The organism is Streptomyces sp. NPDC029164 (genome assembly GCF_055563995.1).
Window position 1 is genome coordinate 97,727 of sequence record NZ_JBVHWW010000021.1, and the last position, 18,176, is coordinate 115,902.

General features: G+C 71.8%; 13 protein-coding genes. 9 read left to right on the plus strand and 4 right to left on the minus strand.

Translation table 11 applies throughout. The features are described from left to right. The first annotated feature begins 150 nt into the window (after positions 1–150). The gene (locus tag ACZ4VT_RS21360; protein ID WP_467951708.1) at positions 151–3,138 is read left to right on the plus strand and encodes a bifunctional [glutamine synthetase] adenylyltransferase/[glutamine synthetase]-adenylyl-L-tyrosine phosphorylase; all 2,988 of its coding nucleotides are present in this window, start codon (positions 151–153) and stop codon (positions 3,136–3,138) included. 39 nt (positions 3,139–3,177) lie between these two features. Here the strand turns inward: ACZ4VT_RS21360 and ACZ4VT_RS21365 are convergent, their stop codons facing one another. After that, entirely contained in the window at positions 3,178–3,939 is a 762-nt protein-coding gene (locus ACZ4VT_RS21365) for a CAP domain-containing protein (RefSeq protein WP_467951709.1), read from the minus strand. A 783-nt stretch (positions 3,940–4,722) separates the two neighbouring features. Here ACZ4VT_RS21365 and ACZ4VT_RS21370 point away from each other — a divergent pair. Together ACZ4VT_RS21370 and ACZ4VT_RS21375 are read left to right on the plus strand one after the other, a co-directional pair. Beyond that, complete coding sequence (locus ACZ4VT_RS21370) at positions 4,723–4,962, plus strand: hypothetical protein (protein WP_467951711.1); 240 nt, start codon at positions 4,723–4,725, stop codon at positions 4,960–4,962. Then, the gene (locus ACZ4VT_RS21375) at positions 4,959–6,053 is read left to right on the plus strand and encodes a hypothetical protein (RefSeq protein WP_467951713.1); all 1,095 of its coding nucleotides are present in this window, start codon (positions 4,959–4,961) and stop codon (positions 6,051–6,053) included. The genes ACZ4VT_RS21370 and ACZ4VT_RS21375 overlap by 4 nt, the downstream gene beginning before the upstream one ends. Before the next feature lie 40 nt (positions 6,054–6,093). Here ACZ4VT_RS21375 and ACZ4VT_RS21380 read toward each other — a convergent pair whose 3' ends face one another. From ACZ4VT_RS21380 to ACZ4VT_RS21390, 3 genes are all read right to left on the minus strand, one after another. Then, positions 6,094–7,011, minus strand: coding sequence for a phosphatase PAP2 family protein (locus tag ACZ4VT_RS21380; RefSeq protein ID WP_467951715.1), 918 nt, complete (start codon positions 7,009–7,011; stop codon positions 6,094–6,096). A 74-nt stretch (positions 7,012–7,085) separates the two neighbouring features. After that, a complete protein-coding gene (locus tag ACZ4VT_RS21385) occupies positions 7,086–8,126 on the minus strand; it encodes a LacI family DNA-binding transcriptional regulator (protein ID WP_030717335.1) in 1,041 nt (346 codons plus the stop codon). A 26-nt stretch (positions 8,127–8,152) separates the two neighbouring features. Further along, on the minus strand, positions 8,153–9,976 hold the full coding sequence (locus ACZ4VT_RS21390) for a glycoside hydrolase family 13 protein (protein ID WP_467951716.1): 1,824 nt from the start codon (positions 9,974–9,976) through the stop codon (positions 8,153–8,155). 221 nt (positions 9,977–10,197) lie between these two features. Here ACZ4VT_RS21390 and ACZ4VT_RS21395 point away from each other — a divergent pair, with 221 nt between their 5' ends. The 6 genes from ACZ4VT_RS21395 to ACZ4VT_RS21420 all read left to right on the plus strand — a co-directional run bounded on the left by ACZ4VT_RS21395 (position 10,198) and on the right by ACZ4VT_RS21420 (position 18,111). Next, complete coding sequence (locus ACZ4VT_RS21395; protein ID WP_467951718.1) at positions 10,198–11,469, plus strand: extracellular solute-binding protein; 1,272 nt, start codon at positions 10,198–10,200, stop codon at positions 11,467–11,469. 7 nt (positions 11,470–11,476) lie between these two features. Continuing rightward, positions 11,477–12,517, plus strand: coding sequence for a carbohydrate ABC transporter permease (locus ACZ4VT_RS21400; protein WP_467951720.1), 1,041 nt, complete (start codon positions 11,477–11,479; stop codon positions 12,515–12,517). A 2-nt stretch (positions 12,518–12,519) separates the two neighbouring features. Then, positions 12,520–13,362 (plus strand): sugar ABC transporter permease, encoded by an 843-nt coding sequence (locus ACZ4VT_RS21405; protein ID WP_362807015.1) that lies wholly within the window; start codon positions 12,520–12,522, stop codon positions 13,360–13,362. 47 nt (positions 13,363–13,409) lie between these two features. After that, the gene (locus tag ACZ4VT_RS21410; protein ID WP_467951723.1) at positions 13,410–15,098 is read left to right on the plus strand and encodes a glycoside hydrolase family 13 protein; all 1,689 of its coding nucleotides are present in this window, start codon (positions 13,410–13,412) and stop codon (positions 15,096–15,098) included. Beyond that, positions 15,095–16,096 carry a LacI family DNA-binding transcriptional regulator gene (locus ACZ4VT_RS21415; RefSeq protein WP_362807009.1) on the plus strand — a complete coding sequence of 334 codons (1,002 nt, stop codon included), beginning with the start codon at positions 15,095–15,097 and terminating at the stop codon, positions 16,094–16,096. Before ACZ4VT_RS21410 ends, ACZ4VT_RS21415 begins: the two co-directional genes overlap by 4 nt. Before the next feature lie 317 nt (positions 16,097–16,413). Next, on the plus strand, positions 16,414–18,111 hold the full coding sequence (locus tag ACZ4VT_RS21420; protein WP_467951725.1) for a carbohydrate-binding module family 20 domain-containing protein: 1,698 nt from the start codon (positions 16,414–16,416) through the stop codon (positions 18,109–18,111). The last annotated feature ends 65 nt before the right edge of the window (positions 18,112–18,176 follow it).

Below are 18,176 nucleotides of genomic sequence, written 5' to 3' on the forward strand. Positions count from 1 at the left end.
CGGCGGGGAGCGGGCCCCATCACGCACTAAGTATTCGGATAATCCGATAATCCCCGTCATGGTACTGCCGGTGAGTCGAACGCCTGCTCCGGCTACGCTCACCACAGGCACGCCAGGGCAGTGGCAGCGACAACCGCAGGAGGCGGCGGGATGACGGTCCCGGGACGCAGGAGCAGCACCTTCATCCGGCTGCTCCGCAGCGGTTTCACCGACCCCTCCACCGCCGCCCGGCTGCTCGACGCCGACGCGCTGGCGGCCGTACGCGCCGATCCGGTGCTGCTCGACGCCCTCGGGGCGACCGCCGACCCCGACCTCGCCCTCCTCGGGCTCGTCCGCCTCGCCGAGGCGCAGCCGCCCGACGAGCTGCCCGGGTTCCTCGACACCCTCGTCAGCGCCAAACCGCTGCGCGACCGCCTCCTCGGCGTGCTCGGCGCCTCCGAGGCCCTCGGCGACCACCTCGCCCGCCATCCCCGCGACTGGCTCACCCTCGTCACCTACGAGGCCGCCGACCTGCACCCCGGACTCCCCGAGTTCGAGCGCGGGCTCGCGGACGCCCACGATCCCGTCGCCCTGCGCGTCGCCTACCGCCGCTGCCTGCTGTCCATCGCCGCACGCGACGTCTGCGGCACCATCGACGTCGCCGAGACCGCCGCCGAGCTCGCCGACCTCGCCACCGCCACCCTCCGCGCGGCCCTGCGGATCGCCTCCGCCGCCGCCCCCGAGGACGCGGCGCGGTGCCGCCTCGCCGTCATCGCGATGGGCAAGTGCGGCGGCAACGAGCTCAACTACGTCTCCGACGTCGACGTGATCTTCGTCGGGGAGGCGGCCAACGGCACGGACGAGGGCAAGGGCATCCAGGCCGCCACCCGCCTGGCCTCCCACCTCATGCGGATCTGTTCCGAGACCACCGTCGAGGGCACCATCTGGCCCGTCGACGCCAACCTTCGCCCCGAGGGCCGCAACGGCCCGCTGGTCCGCACCCTCGCCTCCCACCTCGCCTACTACCAGCGCTGGGCCAAGACCTGGGAGTTCCAGGCCCTCCTCAAGGCCCGCGCCGTGGCAGGCGACCGCGACCTCGGCCGGCAGTACATCGACGCCATAACGCCCCTGGTCTGGCAGGCCGCCGAGCGCGAGAACTTCGTGCCCGACGTGCAGAAGATGCGCCGCCGCGTCGTCGACAACATCCCCGCCGCCCAGGTCGACCGCGAGCTCAAACTCGGCCCCGGCGGCCTGCGCGACGTCGAGTTCGCCGTCCAGCTGCTCCAGCTCGTGCACGGCCGCAGCGACGCCACCCTGCACTCCGGCACCACCCTCGACGCCCTCCACGCCCTCGCCGCCGGCGGCTACGTCGGCCGCGCCGACGCCGCCCAGCTGCACGACGCGTACCGCTTCCTGCGCGCCATGGAGCACCGCATCCAGCTCTACCGGCTGCGCCGCACCCACCTCGTCCCCGAGGACGAGAGCGACCTGCGGCGCCTGGGCCGCTCCATGGGCCTGCGCACCGAGCCCGTCGCCGAACTCAACAAGGCCTGGCGCCGGCACGCCTCCGTCGTCCGCCGCCTGCACGAGAAGCTCTTCTACCGGCCGCTGCTCGACGCCGTCGCCCAGCTCACCCCCGGCGAGACCCGCCTCTCCCCGCGCGCCGCCGGCCAGCGCCTCGAAGCCCTCGGGTACGCCGACCCGGCCGCCGCCCTGCGCCACCTCGAAGCGCTCGCCTCCGGCGTCACCCGCAAGGCCGCCATCCAGCGCACCCTGCTGCCGGTGCTGCTCGGCTGGTTCGCCGACTCCGCCGATCCGGACGCCGGCCTGCTGGGTTTCCGCAAGGTCTCCGACGCCCTCGGCAAGACCCCCTGGTACCTGCGGCTGCTCCGCGACGAGGGCGCCGCCGCCGAGAACCTCGCCCGCGTCCTGTCCGCCGGCCGCCTCGCCCCCGACCTGCTGATGCGCGCCCCCGAGGCCGTGGCCCTGCTCGGCGACCCCGAAGGCCTGCAGCCCCGTACCCACGAGGCCCTCGAACAGGAGGTCATGGCCGCCGTCGGCCGCGCGGGCACCGCCGAGGCCGGCGTCGCCGCCGCCCGCGGCGTGCGCCGCCGCGAGCTCTTCCGTACGACCGCGGCCGACATCATCGGCTCCTACGGTACGGAGGACAACCCGGCCGAGGAGGACCACGGCGCCCTCGTCGACCGGGTCGGCGGCGCCGTCTCCGACCTCACCGCCGTCACCGTCGGCGGAGCCCTGCGCGCCGCCGTCCAGAACCACTACGGCGACACCCTGCCCACCCGGTTCGCGGTGATCGGCGTCGGCCGCTTCGGCGGGCACGAGCTCGGCTACGGCTCCGACGCCGACGTCCTCTTCGTCCACGAACCCCGCGAGGGCGTCGACGAGCAGGAGGCCGCGAAGGCCGCCCAGACCGTCATCGCCGAGATGCGCCGGCTGCTCCAGCTGCCCACCGCCGACCCGCCGCTGCTCATCGACGCCGACCTGCGCCCCGAAGGCCGCTCCGGCCCGCTGGTGCGCACGCTCTCCTCCTACGCCGCCTACTACCGGCGCTGGTCCCTGACCTGGGAGAGCCAGGCCCTGCTGCGGGCCGAACCCGTCGCGGGCGACGCCGACCTCGGCCGTCGCTTCATCGAGCTCATCGACCCGCTGCGCTACCCGATGGAAGGCCTCGGCGAGGACGCCGTACGCGAGATCCGCCGGCTCAAGGCCCGCATGGAGTCGGAGCGGATGCCGCGCGGCGCCGACTCCACCCTGCACACCAAACTCGGCCGTGGCGGCCTCAGCGACGTCGAGTGGACCGTCCAGCTGATCCAGATGCGGCACGCCTGGACCGAACCGGGCCTGCGCACCACCCGTACCCGCCAGGCCCTCGCCGCCGCCCACGCGGCCGGACTGATCCCCACCGACGAGGCGCAGATCCTCGACGAGGCCTGGGTGCTGGCCACCCGCGTCCGCAACGCCGTGATGCTGGTCCGCGGCCGCGCCGGGGACACCTTCCCGTCGGAGGCCCGCGAACTCGGGGCGGTCGGCCGCTACCTCGGATACGCCGAAGGCACGGTCGGGGAGATGCTGGACGACTACCGTCGCATCACCCGCCGTGCCCGGGCGGTGGTCGAGGAACTGTTCTACGGGGGCTGAGCCTCGGGGGCCGAGCCTCCCGGGTCCCCGGCAGTGGCGTCAGCGCGCCGTGCCGAAGTCCTGGGTCCAGTAGTGGTTCGGCTGAGCCAGGCCGATGCCGATCTCCTTGAACGAGCAATTCAGGATGTTCGCCCGGTGGCCGGGGCTGTTCATCCAGCCCTCCATGACCTTCTCGGGGGTGCTGTAGCCGTAGGCGACGTTCTCGCCGTACGAACTCCACGTGTACCCGGCGCGGGTGATACGGGCACCCGGGTCGGAGCCGTCGGAACCGGTGTGGGACATGTTGCCGTGGGCGGCCATGTCCGCGCTGTGGTCCTGCGCGGCCTTCGTGAGCTTCGCGTTGAGGGTGAGGTTCGGGCACCCGGCGGCGGCGCGCTCCTGGTTGACGAGGGCGAGGACCGCGGCGGCGGAGCCGGAGGCCGGCGGGGCCGCCGGGGCCGAGGTCTTCGGGGGCTCGGGCGCCTGCGGCTTCTTGGTGGCGGCCGGCTTCGCCGGCTGCGGCTGGGGCCGCGCGGGCGGTGAGGTCTGCACGGCAGGCTGCGCGGGCGCCGCGGGCGTGCTCGGCGCGGCGGCCGGGGGGCTGCTCGGAGCCGTCGGGACGTCCACGGGGGCCAGGGTGCTGGGTGCGGCCGCGGGCGTGTAGTGCCACGGGCGCTGGCCCTGGTGGCTCGCCGCGCGGGTGCGGCCGCTGTCGTCCGTGTCGAAGCAGGCCATGGCGGCCGTGGGGACACCCATGATTCCCAGGGCGCCGACGGCGATGACTATTTTCCGGTACGGCTTCTTCTTCCGATGCTTCTGCATGCGTGACCTCATTCGGTGATCGCGAAGCTTCCGGCGCCGGAACTGCGGGACGCCGGAATAGCCGCCATTCTGAGAAGTCGGCCAATGGCCTGGCAAGTTTCCGCTTCGCGTTCACGCGGGGCATTCGACACCCGGCTTGAAACGGGCCGATGATCGTGCATGGTCACGATCAGGTCACCGGCACAACCATGTGACGTGTTCTCAGGAAAGGCCGTGACCAGGGAAGTCGACGAGGAGTCGGGCGGTAGCGCGGATTCCGTTCCTGCCGGAGAGGGGAATGTCGAATCCAAAACGGACAAATGTGGAAATGTCGAGGGCGTGGCACGCCCGGGAGGGTGCCCGGCGCCGAGGTTCCCACCGTGACGCATGTCACGCAACCGCCCGCCGGATCACGGCGTCAGGGGCGCCGTGAAGACGTGCGGTGAAGCGAGGCGGCGAAGCGAGGCGCGGTGAAGAAGCGCGGTGAAAGGGCGCAGCGATGAGCGCACGGAGAGCGTGCCCATTTCCCCCGGCCCCATTCGCGGGAATTGCCGGAGCCGGAAAAGATCGCCCAGGCGCTTGCCGATGTCCCGGCCTTGACCGGTCTCACGGGAAGCGCGCTCGCCTATTCGAGGCCGCGGTCGCCGAGTCGTTCGTGGACCGGGCCGCCGACCCGGCGCTGCGGCGTCGCCCGATAGTCTCGACGCGACGTGGCCGGGGGAGGGGCGGCGGGGTCGACCCCGCCGCGGGCGCGGCCCGTTCGCCCTCCTCCACGAGAGACGGCGAGTGGGTTCCGTGGACGACATGTACAGCGAGTGGGCGCAGCGGGTGGCGGCGCAGGTGAGCGCCCGGCATCAGCGCCTGACCGCGGCGCTCGCCGCCGACGCCTGTGCCGAGGCGGCGTGCCTGCACGACGCGGACCCCCGCCTGAGGATGCCGACGGACCCGAAGCAGGGCCCGTGCGCCGGATGTTCGCCGACCGGGGGCCACGTGGAGTCCTCGCACGGCCCGCTGCCCGCCGACCCGTACGACCTCGCCTCGTGAATCGCCTCGATTCCGCCGCCGAGGCCGTGCTCCGGTACCGGCGGCCGGATCCGTCGTGCTGGGAGACCGTCGTCGAAGCGGTCTGCGAGGGATCGCCCAGCTGGGACGCCAGTGCGGCGCTCGTCCAGGCCGGCCACGCCGTCGCCGGACAGGCCGACCGGATCGCCGGGTCCCTCGCCGAACTGCTCCGGTTCTTCGTCCCCACCTCCGGCCACACCGTCCAGGTGCACGCCTTCGCCCTCGCGGGGATGGGCGACGTCCGGGCACTGCCCGCCCTGCGCCAGATGAAGGCGCACGCGCTTCCCTTCGGCCGCGTGCACGCGCACACCCTGGCCGCACTGCCCGCAGCGGAGCTGCTCCCCGTGGCGCGCACGATGCTCGGGCGGGTCCCGGCGGACTACCACGCGAGCACCTTCATGCTCGAACTGCTCGCTCTCTGGGGTCCGGCCGCCGCGCCCGCCGTGCCCGAGGTGGTCCGGATCCTGGAGACGCCCTACGCCTACGACGCCCTGCGCGTCCTCGGCAGGATCGGGCCCGCCGCGGCCGGCACGGCGGACCGGCTGACCGCGTACGCGACCGGACGTGATCCCCGCACCAGCCGCAACCACCCACGACGGGCCGCCTGGGCGCACTGGAAGGTCACCGGGGACCCGGCCCTCGCCCTCGACGTGTGCGGTGCGGCCGTGACATCGGGCAGTGGCAGCCACGGACTGCCCTTCCTCGCCGATCTCGGCCCGCTGGCCGCCGCGCACGCGGACACGGTGCGCGGCCTGATGGAGTCGCCCGGCGGGTGGACCCGGGTCGCCGCCGCGCACGCGTACTGGCGGATCACCGGCGATCCGGAGCCCGTCGTACCGGTGCTGCTGGCGGCCGTGGACCCGGACTGGGACGGCCGGCCGGCGCTGCCGGTGCAGGAGGCCGTGCTCCGCCTCGGGGAGATCGGGGTCCCGGCCGCCGTGGCCGCGCCGCTGCTCCGCGGAATCCTGGCCGCCGAGAAACGCCTCGGCCATCCCTTCGCGGGCCAGCGGATCCTGGCCGACGAACTCTATGTGCGCACCCTCGCCGAGGCCCTGGCCCGGATCGACCCGTAGACCCGTAGACCCGTAGACCGTAGGCCCGTAGGCCCAGCCGTCAGGCGCGGGTCCGGAAGCGGTTGAGCAGCTCCGCCGCGGGGTGCGGACCCGCGGACTGCGGGTGGCGCGGGAGCCGGTGGGGCATCGATCCGTACCAGGACCGCGAGACGGTGTAGCCGAAGGCGAGGCAGAGCATGCCGCCCACGGCGTCGAGCCAGAAGTGGTTGGCGGTCGCCACGATGACGACGAGGGTCGCCGTCGGGTAGAGCAGACCCAGGATGCGGGCCCACGGCGCCGAGGCGACCGCGAAGATCGTCAGCCCGCACCAGAGCGACCACCCTATGTGCATGGACGGCATCGCAGCGTACTGGTTCGACATCTGCTTGAGGTTCCCGGAGGCCATGGAGCCCCACGTGTGGTGGACCAGCACGGTGTCGACGAAGTTCTGCCCGTTCATCAGCCGGGGCGGCGCGAGCGGATAGAAGTAGTAGCCGACCAGGGCCACACCGGTGGTGGCGAAGAGGACCAGGCGCGTGGCGGCGTACCGCCCCGGATGGAAACGGTAGATCCACACCAGCACGCCGATGGTCACGACGAAGTGGAGCGTGGCGTAGTAGTAGTTCATGCCCACGATCAGCCACGTCACGGAGTTGACGGCGTGGTTGACCGACTGCTCGATGGCGATGCCGAGGTTCTGCTCGACCCCCCAGATCCAGTCGGCGTTCGCGAGGGCGACCGTCTTCTGTTCGGGGACCGCGTTGCGGATCAGCGAGTACGTCCAGTAGCTGACCGCGATGAGCAGGACCTCGAACCAGATCCGAGGCCGGCGGGGGGCGCGCAGCCGGGAGACCAGGGTGCGGTCGGAACCCGGGCGGGTCTCCGTCTCGACCACGGTGGGTGAGGAGACGTCCGTCCTGGGGGTGCCCTCAGCGGTAGCTGGGGGAGTTTCCAGTGTCTTCACGCTCGATTCACCCATGGGGAGAGAGTCTGCCAGATGCGTTCCCGCCTCCGATCATCCCTCGGGACGGTCTTCGGCGCAGCCGGTCCGCCTCAGGTACGAGACGCCGCGCGGCGCTGCCCCGGGCCGGAGGCCGTGGAACCGCGCACCACCAGTTCGGGCAGGAACACGAACTCGCTGTGCGGGGCCGGCGTACCGCCGATCTCCTCCAGCAGGGTCCGCACCGCGGCCTGCCCCATCGCCTGCACGGGCTGGCGGATGGTCGTCAGCGGCGGGTCCGTGAACGCTATGAGCGGGGAGTCGTCGAAGCCGACCACCGACACGTCCTGCGGCACCCGCAGCCCTTGCTGACGGGCGGCCCGGATCGCGCCGAGCGCCATCATGTCGCTCGCGCACACCACCGCCGTGCAGCCCCGCGAGATCAGCGCGGCCGCGGCGGCCTGGCCGCCCTCCAGGGTGTAGAGGGAGTGCTGGATCAGCTCCTCCACCTCGGCCTCGTCGAGTCCGAGCCGCTCCTTCATCCCGAGCCGGAAGCCCTCGATCTTGCGGAGGACGGGCACGAAGCGCTTCGGTCCGACCGCGAGGCCGATCCGGGTGTGGCCGAGCGCGGTGAGGTGGGTGACGGCGAGCTGCATCGCGGCGCGGTCGTCGGGGGAGACGAAGGGGGCCTGCACCTTGTCGGAGAACCCGTTGATGAGGACGTAGGGGACACCCTGTCCGCGGAGTTGGTCATAGCGGCCCATATCGGCCGTCGTGTCGGCGTGCAGGCCGGAGACGAAGATGATCCCGGAGACCCCGCGGTCGACCAGCATCTCGGTCAGCTCGTCCTCGGTGGACCCGCCGGGCGTCTGCGTGGCCAGCACCGGCGTGTACCCCTGCCGGGTCAGGGCCTGGCCGATGACCTGGGCGAGCGCCGGGAAGATGGGGTTGTCCAGTTCGGGGGTTATCAGACCGACGAGCCCCGCGCTGCGCTGGCGCAGCCGTACGGGGCGTTCGTAGCCGAGTACGTCGAGGGCGGCCAGTACGGATTCACGGGTGCCGGCGGCCACGCCGGGCTTGCCGTTGAGCACGCGGCTGACTGTGGCTTCGCTGACCCCCGCCTGGGCTGCGATGTCGGCTAGCCGTGCGGTCACGGGATTGGACTGTACCGGGCGGACACTCAAATTGCCCACCACGTGCACGAATCCGGCGGAAGGCGGACCGTGCGGCCGTCCGTCTCCACGGGGGCGCTGGAAAGTACGGGACGTCCGGGCGCGGGGAGTTCGACGGGGTCGGGGCGGCTGTTGAGGGTGCAGGCGAACCCGGGGCGGGTGAAGAGGAGCACCCCCTCGGGTGCGGGCAGCCAGCACATCCCGGAGCGGTACGGGGCTTCGGCGCCGGGACCGGTCCCCGCCTCCGGGGCGCCGAGGCCGGGCATCGCCCGGCGCAGCTCCAGCGCGGCGCGGTAGAGCTCCAAGGTGGAGTGCGGGTCTCCGGTCTGGGCGGCGACGGTCAGGCCGCCCCAGCCGGCCGGCTGCGGGAGCCAGCTCCCGGTCGGCCCGAAGCCGTACGGCGGCTCCGTCCCGCACCACGGAATCGGCACCCGACACCCATCGCGCAACCCCTCCTGCCCGTCGGCCTCCGGCCCGGTCTGCGGATCGCCCCCGGGCCTGGCCTGCGGCCCGGCACCCGCCCGAGCCTGCGGGCCGGTCTGCGGCTCGGCGCGCAGTCCGGGACCTGCCTCGGTCCGCGTGGGAGAAGAGGCGCGGTCTTCGGGGGCGGCCCCGGGGATCTGCTGACGGTGCCCGCGGCGGAAGGCCGGGTCGCGGCGGGATGCGTCCGGGAGGTCCAGGACCTCGGGGAGGCCCAGTTCCTCGCCCTGGTAGAGGTACGCCGAGCCGGGGAGGGCCAGCATCAGGAGGGCGGCGGCCCGGGCGCGGGCGAGGCCGCGGGCGCCGCCCCCGTAGCGCGTCACATGGCGTACGACGTCGTGGTTGGACAGCACCCACGTGGTCGGGGCGCCGACCGACGTGGTGGCGGCCAGGGACTCGTCGATGACGGTCCGCATCGCGGCGGGGTCCCACGGGCAGTTGAGGAACCGGAAGTTGAAGGCCTGGTGCAGCTCGTCCGGGCGGACGTACAGGGCGAGGCGCGCGGAGGTCGGGGCCCACGCCTCGGCGACGCCGATGCGGTCGCCCTCGTAGGAGTCCAGGAGCCGGCGCCACCCGCGGTGGATCTCGTGGACCCCGTCCTGGTCGAAGAAGGGGAGCGGCTCGGTCCCGATCAGGGTGGCCTGCGCGCCGCGGCCGATGTCCGGCAGGCCCGGAGCCTTGACCATGCCGTGGGCCACGTCGACGCGGAAGCCGTCGACGCCCAGGTCGAGCCAGAACCGCAGGACGGACGCGAATTCCGCGGCGACCTCCGGGTGGTCCCAGTCCAGGTCCGGCTGCTCGGGGGCGAAGAGGTGCAGGTACCACGCACCGTCCGCGACCCGCGTCCACGCCGGGCCGCCGAAGACCGACTCCCAGTCGTTCGGGGGCTCCGCGCCGTCGGCCCCCCGCCCCGGGCGGAAGAGGTAGCGCGCCCGGGCCTCCGGGTCCCCGGCGAGGGCGGCACGGAACCACGGGTGCTGCGCGGAGGTGTGGTTCGGCACCACGTCCACGATGACCCGCAGCCCCAGCGCGTGCGCCGCGCGGACGAGCTCGTCGGCGTCGGAGAGGTCCCCGAAGAGGGGATCGACGGCTCGGTAGTCGGCGACGTCGTAGCCGCCGTCCGCCTGCGGGGAGACGTAGAAGGGGGTGAGCCAGACGGCGTCGACCCCGAGACGGGCGAGGTGGGGGAGGCGCGAGCGGACCCCCCGCAGGTCGCCGACCCCGTCGCCGTCGCTGTCGGCGAAGGAGCGCACGTACACCTGATAGATGACTGCATCGCGCCACCAGCCACCGCTCGCGGTCGCGTTGCTGGAAGAGCTTGCAAGCTGGACGGCCGTCGACTCGTGGGTCATATCGGGTCAACGCGGGTACACGCCCCCTGGTTGCGGGCCCGGGCAGTCGAAGGTGACTCGAACTAACAGCAAGCTGCGGCAACCGTACGGACACACGGATGTAACGATCCCCTCCGCTTGCAGAAAGTTTGCGCAAGGTCTTTCGGTCCTCTTTCAGTCTTGTTACGTTCCTGGCAACTCGGGACCGCGAGGGCGCGGCCGGGATCATCGAAGGAGTTCATATGCGGCGTGGCATAGCGGCCACCGCGCTGGTCGCGACCCTGGCGCTCGCGGCGACGGCTTGCGGTGGGGACACCAAGGACGACGGCGAGATCAAGGCCGGCGGTGAGCTTTCCGGCACGGTCACGTGGTGGGACACCTCGAACGACGCCGAGAAGGCCAGCTTCCAGAAGATCGCCGAGGCGTTCACCGCGAAGCACCCGAAGGTGACCGTCAAGTACGTCAACGTCCCGTACGGCGACGCGCAGAACAAGGTCAAGAACGCCTTCAGCAGCGGCTCCGACGCGCCTGACGTGATCCGCGCCGACGTCGGCTGGGTCGCGGACTTCGCCTCGCTCGGCTACCTCGACGAGGTCCCGGCCGAGACGGCGAAGAAGATCGACGCCGAGTTCCTCCCGCAGGCCGCGGCCAGCGGGAAGTTCGAGGGCAAGACCTACGCCGTGCCGCAGGTCATCGACACCCTCGGCCTCTTCTACAACAAGAAGATGCTCGCCGACGCCGGCGTCCAGCCCCCCAAGACGCTGGAGGAGCTGAAGACCACCGCCGCCGCCATCAAGTCGAAGTCCGGCAAGGCCGGCCTCTACCTGCGCGGCGACGACTCCTACTGGTTCCTCCCGCTGATCTACGGCGAGGGCGGCGACCTCGTCGACGCGAAGAACAAGACGGTCACCGTCGACAACGCGGCGGGCGTCAAGGCCTTCAAGACCGCTCGTGACCTGGTCACCTCCGGCGCGGCGATCACCAACGCCACGGACGGCTACACCAACATGCAGACGGCCTTCAAGACCGGCGAGGCCGCCATGATGATCAACGGTCCGTGGGCCGTCGCCGACACCTACGCCGGTGACCAGTTCAAGGACAAGGCCAACCTCGGCGTCGCCGCCGTCCCGGCCGGCTCGGTCAAGGCCGGCGCCCCGCAGGGCGGCCACGACCTCGGCGTCTACGCCGGTTCCAAGAACCGCGCCGCCGCACACGCCTTCGTCGAGTACATGACCTCGCAGGAGGTGCAGGTGCAGTCCGCCAAGGACCTGAGCCTGCTGCCGACGCGTACCGCCGCCTACGAGCAGCCGGACGTCAAGGGCAGCGAGATGGTCCAGTTCTTCAAGCCGGCCGTGGACAAGGCCGTCGAGCGCGCCTGGATCCCGGAGAACGGCTCCCTCTTCGAGCCGCTGAAGGTCGAATACACCAAGGCGATCACCGGGGCGTCGAGCCCGGAGGACGCGGCCAAGACGGCCGGCGTCGAGTTCCGCAAGATCCTCAAGGGCTGGAAGTAACGAAACCATGGCTGCTCACACCAGCCAGTCGGTGGCGAAGGCCGCGGGCGACGACGTCGAGAACGACGCCGCCGCCCGCGGCCTGAGCCGCAGGACTGACAGCAAGGCACCCGGTGGGTCCAAGGGTGGGCTGAGGCGCGCCCTCGCCACCCACTGGTACGCCTGGACGATGATCGCCCCGGTGGTGCTCGTCCTCGGCGTGATCATCGGCTGGCCGCTGGTCCGCGGCATCTACCTGTCGCTGACCGACGCCAACGAGCGCAACGTCTCGCGCACCATCGGCGCCCGCCACATCGAGGCCACGTACGAGTTCGTCGGACTCGCCAACTACGCGGACGTGCTCAGCGACCCGGTGTTCCTCCAGCGGCTGGTGTGGACGGTGGTGTGGACCGTCGCGTGCGTGTCGATCACCTTCACGCTCGGCCTGGTCCTGGCCAACATGCTCAACCGGGACTTCAAGGGCCGCGCCGCCTACCGGATGGCGCTGATCCTGCCCTGGGCCGTCCCCGGCTTCGTCTCGGTCTTCGCGTGGCGGTTCCTGTTCAACCGCGACAACGGCATCCTCAACAAGATCCTCGACGGCGGCGGCATCGCCGCGGTCCCGTGGCTCGACGACCCGACCTGGGCCAAGTTCTCGGTCGTCGCCGTCAACGTCTGGCTCGGCGTCCCCTTCATGATGGTCGCCCTGCTCGGCGGACTGCAGTCCATCCCCGGTGAGCTCTACGAGGCCGCCGAGATGGACGGCGCGAGCGCCTGGCAGCGGTTCCGGCACATCACGCTGCCCGGCCTGCGAGCGGTGAGCATGACGGTGATCCTGCTCTCCACCATCTGGACCTTCAACATGTTCCCGGTGATCTTCCTGCTCACCCGCGGCGGACCGGGCGACTCCACCGAGATCCTGGTGACCCAGGCCTTCCGCGAGGCGTTCGTGTCGAGCCCGCGCGACTTCGCCGGCTCCGCGACCTGGGGCGTCCTGATCCTCGCCCTGCTCATGATCTTCGCGCTGGTCTACCGGCGCTCGCTGCGCAAGCAGGGAGAGGTGTGGTGACCATGACCAACACGCGTACCCGGGGCAGCCGCTCCCCGCTCGCTTCCGCGGGCCTGCACCTCACCCTGCTCGGCGCGTCCGTCATCGCCGTGTTCCCGGTGCTGTGGATCCTGCTGACCTCGCTCAAGCCCGCCGAGCACGCGGTCACCACGGATTTCATCAAGGAACCGTCCTTCGGCAACTACACGTACCTGCTGGAGTCGAGCCACTTCCTCAGCTGGTTCGGGAACTCCGTCCTGGTCGCCGGCGTCACCACCGTCCTCGGTGTGTTCATCGCCGCCACCACCGGGTACGCGGTCAGCCGCTTCAAGTTCCCCGGCATGAAGCCGCTCATGTGGACCCTGCTCATCACGCAGATGTTCCCCATGGCCATCCTCATCGTGCCGCTCTACAACCTGATGGGCGACCTCGGCCTGCTCAACCAGCCGGTCGGCCTGATCATCACCTACCTCACCATCGCCGTGCCGTTCTGCGCCTGGATGATGAAGGGCTTCTTCGACACCATCCCGGTGGAGATCGACGAATCCGGCCGGGTCGACGGACTCAACCCCTTCGGCACCTTCTGGCGGCTGATCCTGCCGCTGGCCAAGCCCGGCCTCGCCGTGACCGGCTTCTACGCCTTCATCACCGCCTGGGGCGAGGTCGCGTACGCCTCCGCCTTCATGGTCGGCGAGGAGAACCTCACCCTGGCCGGCGGCCTGCAGACCTTCGTCACCCAGTACACCTCCAACTGGGGTGCGATGAGCGCCGCCTCGGTCCTCATCGCCATCCCCGCGGCGATCTTCTTCGTTTTCGCCCAGCGCCACCTCGTCGCCGGGATGACCGCAGGCGCCACCAAGGGCTGACCACCCGCCTGCTCCCGCATCACCGGCCCGACCTCTCCAAGGACGACATGACCCAGCACCTCGCCGACGCACTTCCCACCTCCACCGGCACCCTGCCCGGCTGGTGGAGAGACGCGGTGATCTACCAGGTCTATCCGCGCAGCTTCGCCGACTCCAACGGGGACGGCATGGGGGACCTCGAAGGCATCCGCAGCCGCCTGCCCTACCTCAAGGAGCTGGGCGTCGACGCCGTCTGGCTCAGCCCCTTCTACGCCTCCCCGCAGGCCGACGCCGGCTACGACGTCGCCGACTACCGGGCCATCGACCCGATGTTCGGCACCCTGCACGACGCCGACGCCGTGATCCGCGAGGCCCACGAACTGGGCCTGCGCATCATCGTGGACCTCGTCCCGAACCACTGCTCCGACCAGCACGAATGGTTCAAGCAGGCGCTGCGCGAAGGTTCCGGGTCCCGGCTGCGGGAGCGCTTCCACTTCCGTCCCGGCAAGGGCGAGAACGGCGAACTGCCGCCCAACGACTGGGAGTCGATCTTCGGCGGGCCCGCCTGGACCCGGGTCGCGGCGCCGGCAGGCGAGGGGGGCACCTCCCAGCCGGAGGCCGGGGGAGAGTGGTACCTGCACCTCTTCGCGCCCGAGCAGCCCGACTTCAACTGGGAGCACCCGGCCGTCCAGGACGAGTTCCGCTCGATCCTGCGGTTCTGGCTCGACCTCGGCGCCGACGGTTTCCGCGTCGACGTGGCCCACGGCCTGGTCAAGGCGCCCGGCCTGCCCGACCTCGGTGCCAGGGACCAGCTCAAGCTGCTCGGCAACGACGTCATGCCCTTCTTCGACCAGGACGGCGTCCACGAGATATACCGCTCCTGGCGCCGGATCCTCGACGAGTACGAGGGCGACCGCGTCCTGGTCGCCGAGGCATGGACCCCGACCGTCGAACGCACGGCCCGCTACGTCCGACCCGACGAGATGCAGCAGGCGTTCAACTTCCAGTACCTGACCAGCGACTGGGAGGCGACGGCGCTCCGCGAGGTCATCGACGGCTCGCTGGCCGCGATGCGCCCCGTCGGCGCCCCCACCACCTGGGTGCTGTCCAACCACGACGTCACCCGGCACGCCACCCGCTTCGCCAACCCCGCCGGCCTCGGCACCCAGCTGCGCGAGCCCGGCGACCGCGAGCTCGGTCTGCGGCGGGCCCGCGCGGCGAGCCTGCTGATGCTGGCGCTGCCCGGTTCGGCGTACGTCTACCAGGGCGAGGAGCTCGGCCTGCCCGACGTCACCGACCTGCCGGACGAGGTCCGCCAGGACCCGTCGTTCTTCCGCGCGGCGGGACAGGACGGCTTCCGCGACGGCTGCCGGGTCCCCATCCCGTGGTCGGGTACGAAGGCCCCGTACGGTTTCGGCACCGGCGGCAGCTGGCTCCCGCAACCGGACTCCTGGGCGGAGCTGAGCGTGGAGGCGCAGAGCGGCGACCCGTCCTCCACCCTGGAGCTGTACCGGACCGCCCTGCGGCTGCGCCGCGAGCGCCCGGACCTCGGCGCGGGCGAGTCGGTGGACTGGCAGGAGGCCCCCGCCGGCGTCCTGGTCTTCCGCCGCGGGGAGTTCCTGTGCACCGCCAACACCACCGGCACGGCGGTACGGTTCCCCGTCGCCGGCGAGGCCCTGCTGTCCAGCGGCGAGGCGGTCGAGGACGGCGTGCTGCCGGCCGACACCACGGTGTGGTGGCAGGTGACGTCGGGGTGACCTCCCCCCTCCGGCTGACGGACATCGCCGCGCAGGCCCAGGTCAGCGAGGCGACCGTCAGCCGCGTGCTCAACGGGAAGGCGGGCGTCGCGGCCGGCACCCGGCACAAGGTGCTGGCCGCGCTCGACCTGCTCGGCTACGAGCGGCCCGTACGGCTCAAGCGGCGCAGCAACGGCCTGGTCGGGCTGCTGATCCCGGAGCTCACCAACCCGATCTTCCCGGCCTTCGCGCAGGTCATAGAGCAGGCGCTGGCCGGGCACGGCTACACGCCGGTGCTGTGCACGCAGACCCCGGGCGGGGCCACCGAGGACGAGCTGGTGGAACAGCTGGAGGAGCGCGGGGTCACGGGGATGGTCTTCCTGTCGGGCCTGCACGCGGACTCCCACGCGGACCCGAGCCGCTACCAGCGGCTCGCCGCGCGCGGGGTCCCCTTCGTGCTGATCAACGGCTTCAACGAGCAGATCAGCGCGCCCTTCGTCTCCCCGGACGACCGGGCGGCGGCCGACATGGCCGTGCGGCACCTGGAGGACCTGGGCCACCGGAGGATCGGTCTGGCGATCGGCCCGACGCGGTACGTGCCGTCGGCGCGCAAGGAACAGGGGTTCCTGGCCGCGGTGCCGGACGCGGAGGCGGAAGGCCTGATCCAGCGCACCCTGTTCACGGTGGAGGGCGGCCACGCGGCGGGCATGGCCCTGCTGGACCGCGGCTGCACGGGCATCGTGTGCGGCAGCGACCCGATGGCGCTCGGCGTCATCCGCGCGGCGCGCGAGCGCGGGCTGCGGGTGCCGCAGGACGTGTCGGTGGTCGGCTTCGACGACTCCCCGCTGATCGCGTTCACGGACCCGCCGCTGACGACGGTCCGCCAGCCGGTGCGCGCGATGGCGACGGCGGCGGTGGGGGCCCTCCTGGAGGCGGTCTCGGGCACCCCGGTCCAGCGCACGGAGTACGTCTTCCAGCCGGAGCTGGTGGTCCGGGGCTCCACGGCGGAGGCGCCGTAGCCCTCCCGGGCGGGGCGGTGCGGGCCTGTTCCGCCCCGTCCGGGAGCCCGTCGGGCGGCCGGTCGCGTCGGCGGCCGTGGCCGCCGCCGTGACCGCCGCCGTGACCGCCGTCGCCGCCCGGTTCCCTCTCGGGGCAGTCGGGGGCCCATGCCGATCGGCTGGTGGCGAGCCGCGCCGGGGGTGGAACCAGAGAGACCTGTCCAAGAGGACACGCCTCGGAAACAATTCTGCAATCTCTTGCGCAAACTCTTGCAGGCCTCCTACCTGGCCCCTACGGTCGCTCCAATCCCCACCTCTCCCGCCAGGAGGCCCCCCGCATGCCTGCCAGAGCCGTCAGAGCTGCAACTCTTTTCGCCACCACCGCACTTGCCGCCGCCACCCTGACGGCCGTCGGGCCGCAGGCCTCCGCCGCGGCACCCGGAGACAAGGACGTCACCGCCGTCCTCTTCGAGTGGAAGTTCGCCTCCGTGGCCGCCGCCTGCACCAACGCGCTCGGGCCCGCCGGGTACGGCTACGTGCAGGTCTCGCCCCCGCAGGAGCACATCCAGGGGTCCCAGTGGTGGACCTCGTACCAGCCCGTGAGCTACAGGATCGCCGGACGGCTCGGCGACCGCACCGCCTTCAAGGCCATGGTCGACACCTGCCACGCCGCCGGTGTGAAGGTCGTCGCCGACTCCGTCATCAACCACATGGCCGCCGGGGACGGGACCGGGACCGGCGGGAGTTCGTACACGAAGTACAACTACCCGGGTGTCTACTCCGGTTCCGACATGGACGACTGTCGGGCCACCATCTCGAACTACCGGGACCGCGCCAACGTCCAGAACTGCGAGCTCGTGCAGCTCGCCGACCTGGACACCGGCGAGGAGTACGTGCGGGGCCGGATCGCCGGGTACCTCAACGACCTGCTCTCCCTCGGCGTCGACGGCTTCCGGATCGACGCCGCCAAGCACATGCCCGCCGCCGACCTCGCCCACATCAAGTCCCGGCTGACGAACCCCGGCGTCTACTGGAAGCAGGAGGCGATACACGGCGCGGGCGAGGCCGTCTCGCCGAACGAGTACCTCGGCAACGGGGACGTGCAGGAGTTCCGGTACGCCCGGGACCTCAAGCGCGTCTTCCAGAACGAGAACCTCGCCTACCTGAAGAACTTCGGCGAGGCCTGGGGGCACATGCCCAGCGGCCAGGCCGGGGTCTTCGTCGACAACCACGACACCGAGCGCGTCGGCGACACCCTCAGTTACAAGGACGGCTCCGCCTACACCCTCGCCAACGTCTTCATGCTGGCCTGGCCCTACGGCTCCCCGGACGTGCACTCGGGCTACGAGTGGACCGACAAGGACGCCGGTCCCCCGAACGGCGGCGCGGTGAGCGCCTGTTACGCCGACGGCTGGAAGTGCCAGCACGCCTGGCGGGAGATCTCCTCCATGGTCTCCTTCCGCAACGCGGCCCGCGGCCAGGCCGTCACCAACTGGTGGGACAACGGCGGCGACCAGATCGCCTTCGGGCGCGGCTCCAAGGCGTACGTCGCCCTCAACCACGAGGGCTCCGCCCTCACCCGCACCTTCCAGACCTCCCTTCCCGCCGGCGACTACTGCGACGTCCAGAGCGGGCGCACGGTCACCGTGGGCGCGGGCGGGCAGTTCACCGCCACCCTCGGGGCCGGTACCGCCCTCGCCCTGCACGTGAACGCCCGGACCTGCGCGGGCACCCCGGCCGGACCCGCCGGGGCCTCCTTCGCCGTCAACGCCACCACCGTCCCCGGCCAGAACGTCCACGTCACCGGAGACCGGGCCGAGCTCGGCGCGTGGAACACCGCCGCCGCCCTCAAGCTCGACCCGGCCGCCTACCCCGTCTGGAAGCTCGACGTCACCCTTCCGGCCGGCACGTCCTTCGCGTACAAGTACGTCCGCAAGGACGCCGCCGGCAACGTCACCTGGGAGAGCGGCGCGAACCGCACCGCCACCGTCCCCGCGAGCGGCAAGGTCACGCTGACCGACACCTGGCGCGCCTGAGCCGCCGCGCCCCACCGACCAGGGCCGCCCGGCATTCTTCCCCGCCACCGCCGGGCGGCCCTCAT

Bases quoted from the DNA above. Each gene is read 5' to 3' on its own strand.
- ACZ4VT_RS21360 (WP_467951708.1), top strand. From the start codon at position 151: ATGACGGTCCCGGGACGCAGGAGCAGCACCTTCATCCGGCTGCTCCGC.
- ACZ4VT_RS21365 (WP_467951709.1), bottom strand. From the start codon at position 3,939: ATGCAGAAGCATCGGAAGAAGAAGCCGTACCGGAAAATAGTCATCGCC.
- ACZ4VT_RS21370 (WP_467951711.1), top strand. From the start codon at position 4,723: ATGTACAGCGAGTGGGCGCAGCGGGTGGCGGCGCAGGTGAGCGCCCGG.
- ACZ4VT_RS21380 (WP_467951715.1), bottom strand. From the start codon at position 7,011: ATGGGTGAATCGAGCGTGAAGACACTGGAAACTCCCCCAGCTACCGCT.
- ACZ4VT_RS21390 (WP_467951716.1), bottom strand. From the start codon at position 9,976: ATGACCCACGAGTCGACGGCCGTCCAGCTTGCAAGCTCTTCCAGCAAC.
- ACZ4VT_RS21395 (WP_467951718.1), top strand. From the start codon at position 10,198: ATGCGGCGTGGCATAGCGGCCACCGCGCTGGTCGCGACCCTGGCGCTC.
- ACZ4VT_RS21400 (WP_467951720.1), top strand. From the start codon at position 11,477: ATGGCTGCTCACACCAGCCAGTCGGTGGCGAAGGCCGCGGGCGACGAC.
- ACZ4VT_RS21405 (WP_362807015.1), top strand. From the start codon at position 12,520: ATGACCAACACGCGTACCCGGGGCAGCCGCTCCCCGCTCGCTTCCGCG.
- ACZ4VT_RS21410 (WP_467951723.1), top strand. From the start codon at position 13,410: ATGACCCAGCACCTCGCCGACGCACTTCCCACCTCCACCGGCACCCTG.
- ACZ4VT_RS21420 (WP_467951725.1), top strand. From the start codon at position 16,414: ATGCCTGCCAGAGCCGTCAGAGCTGCAACTCTTTTCGCCACCACCGCA.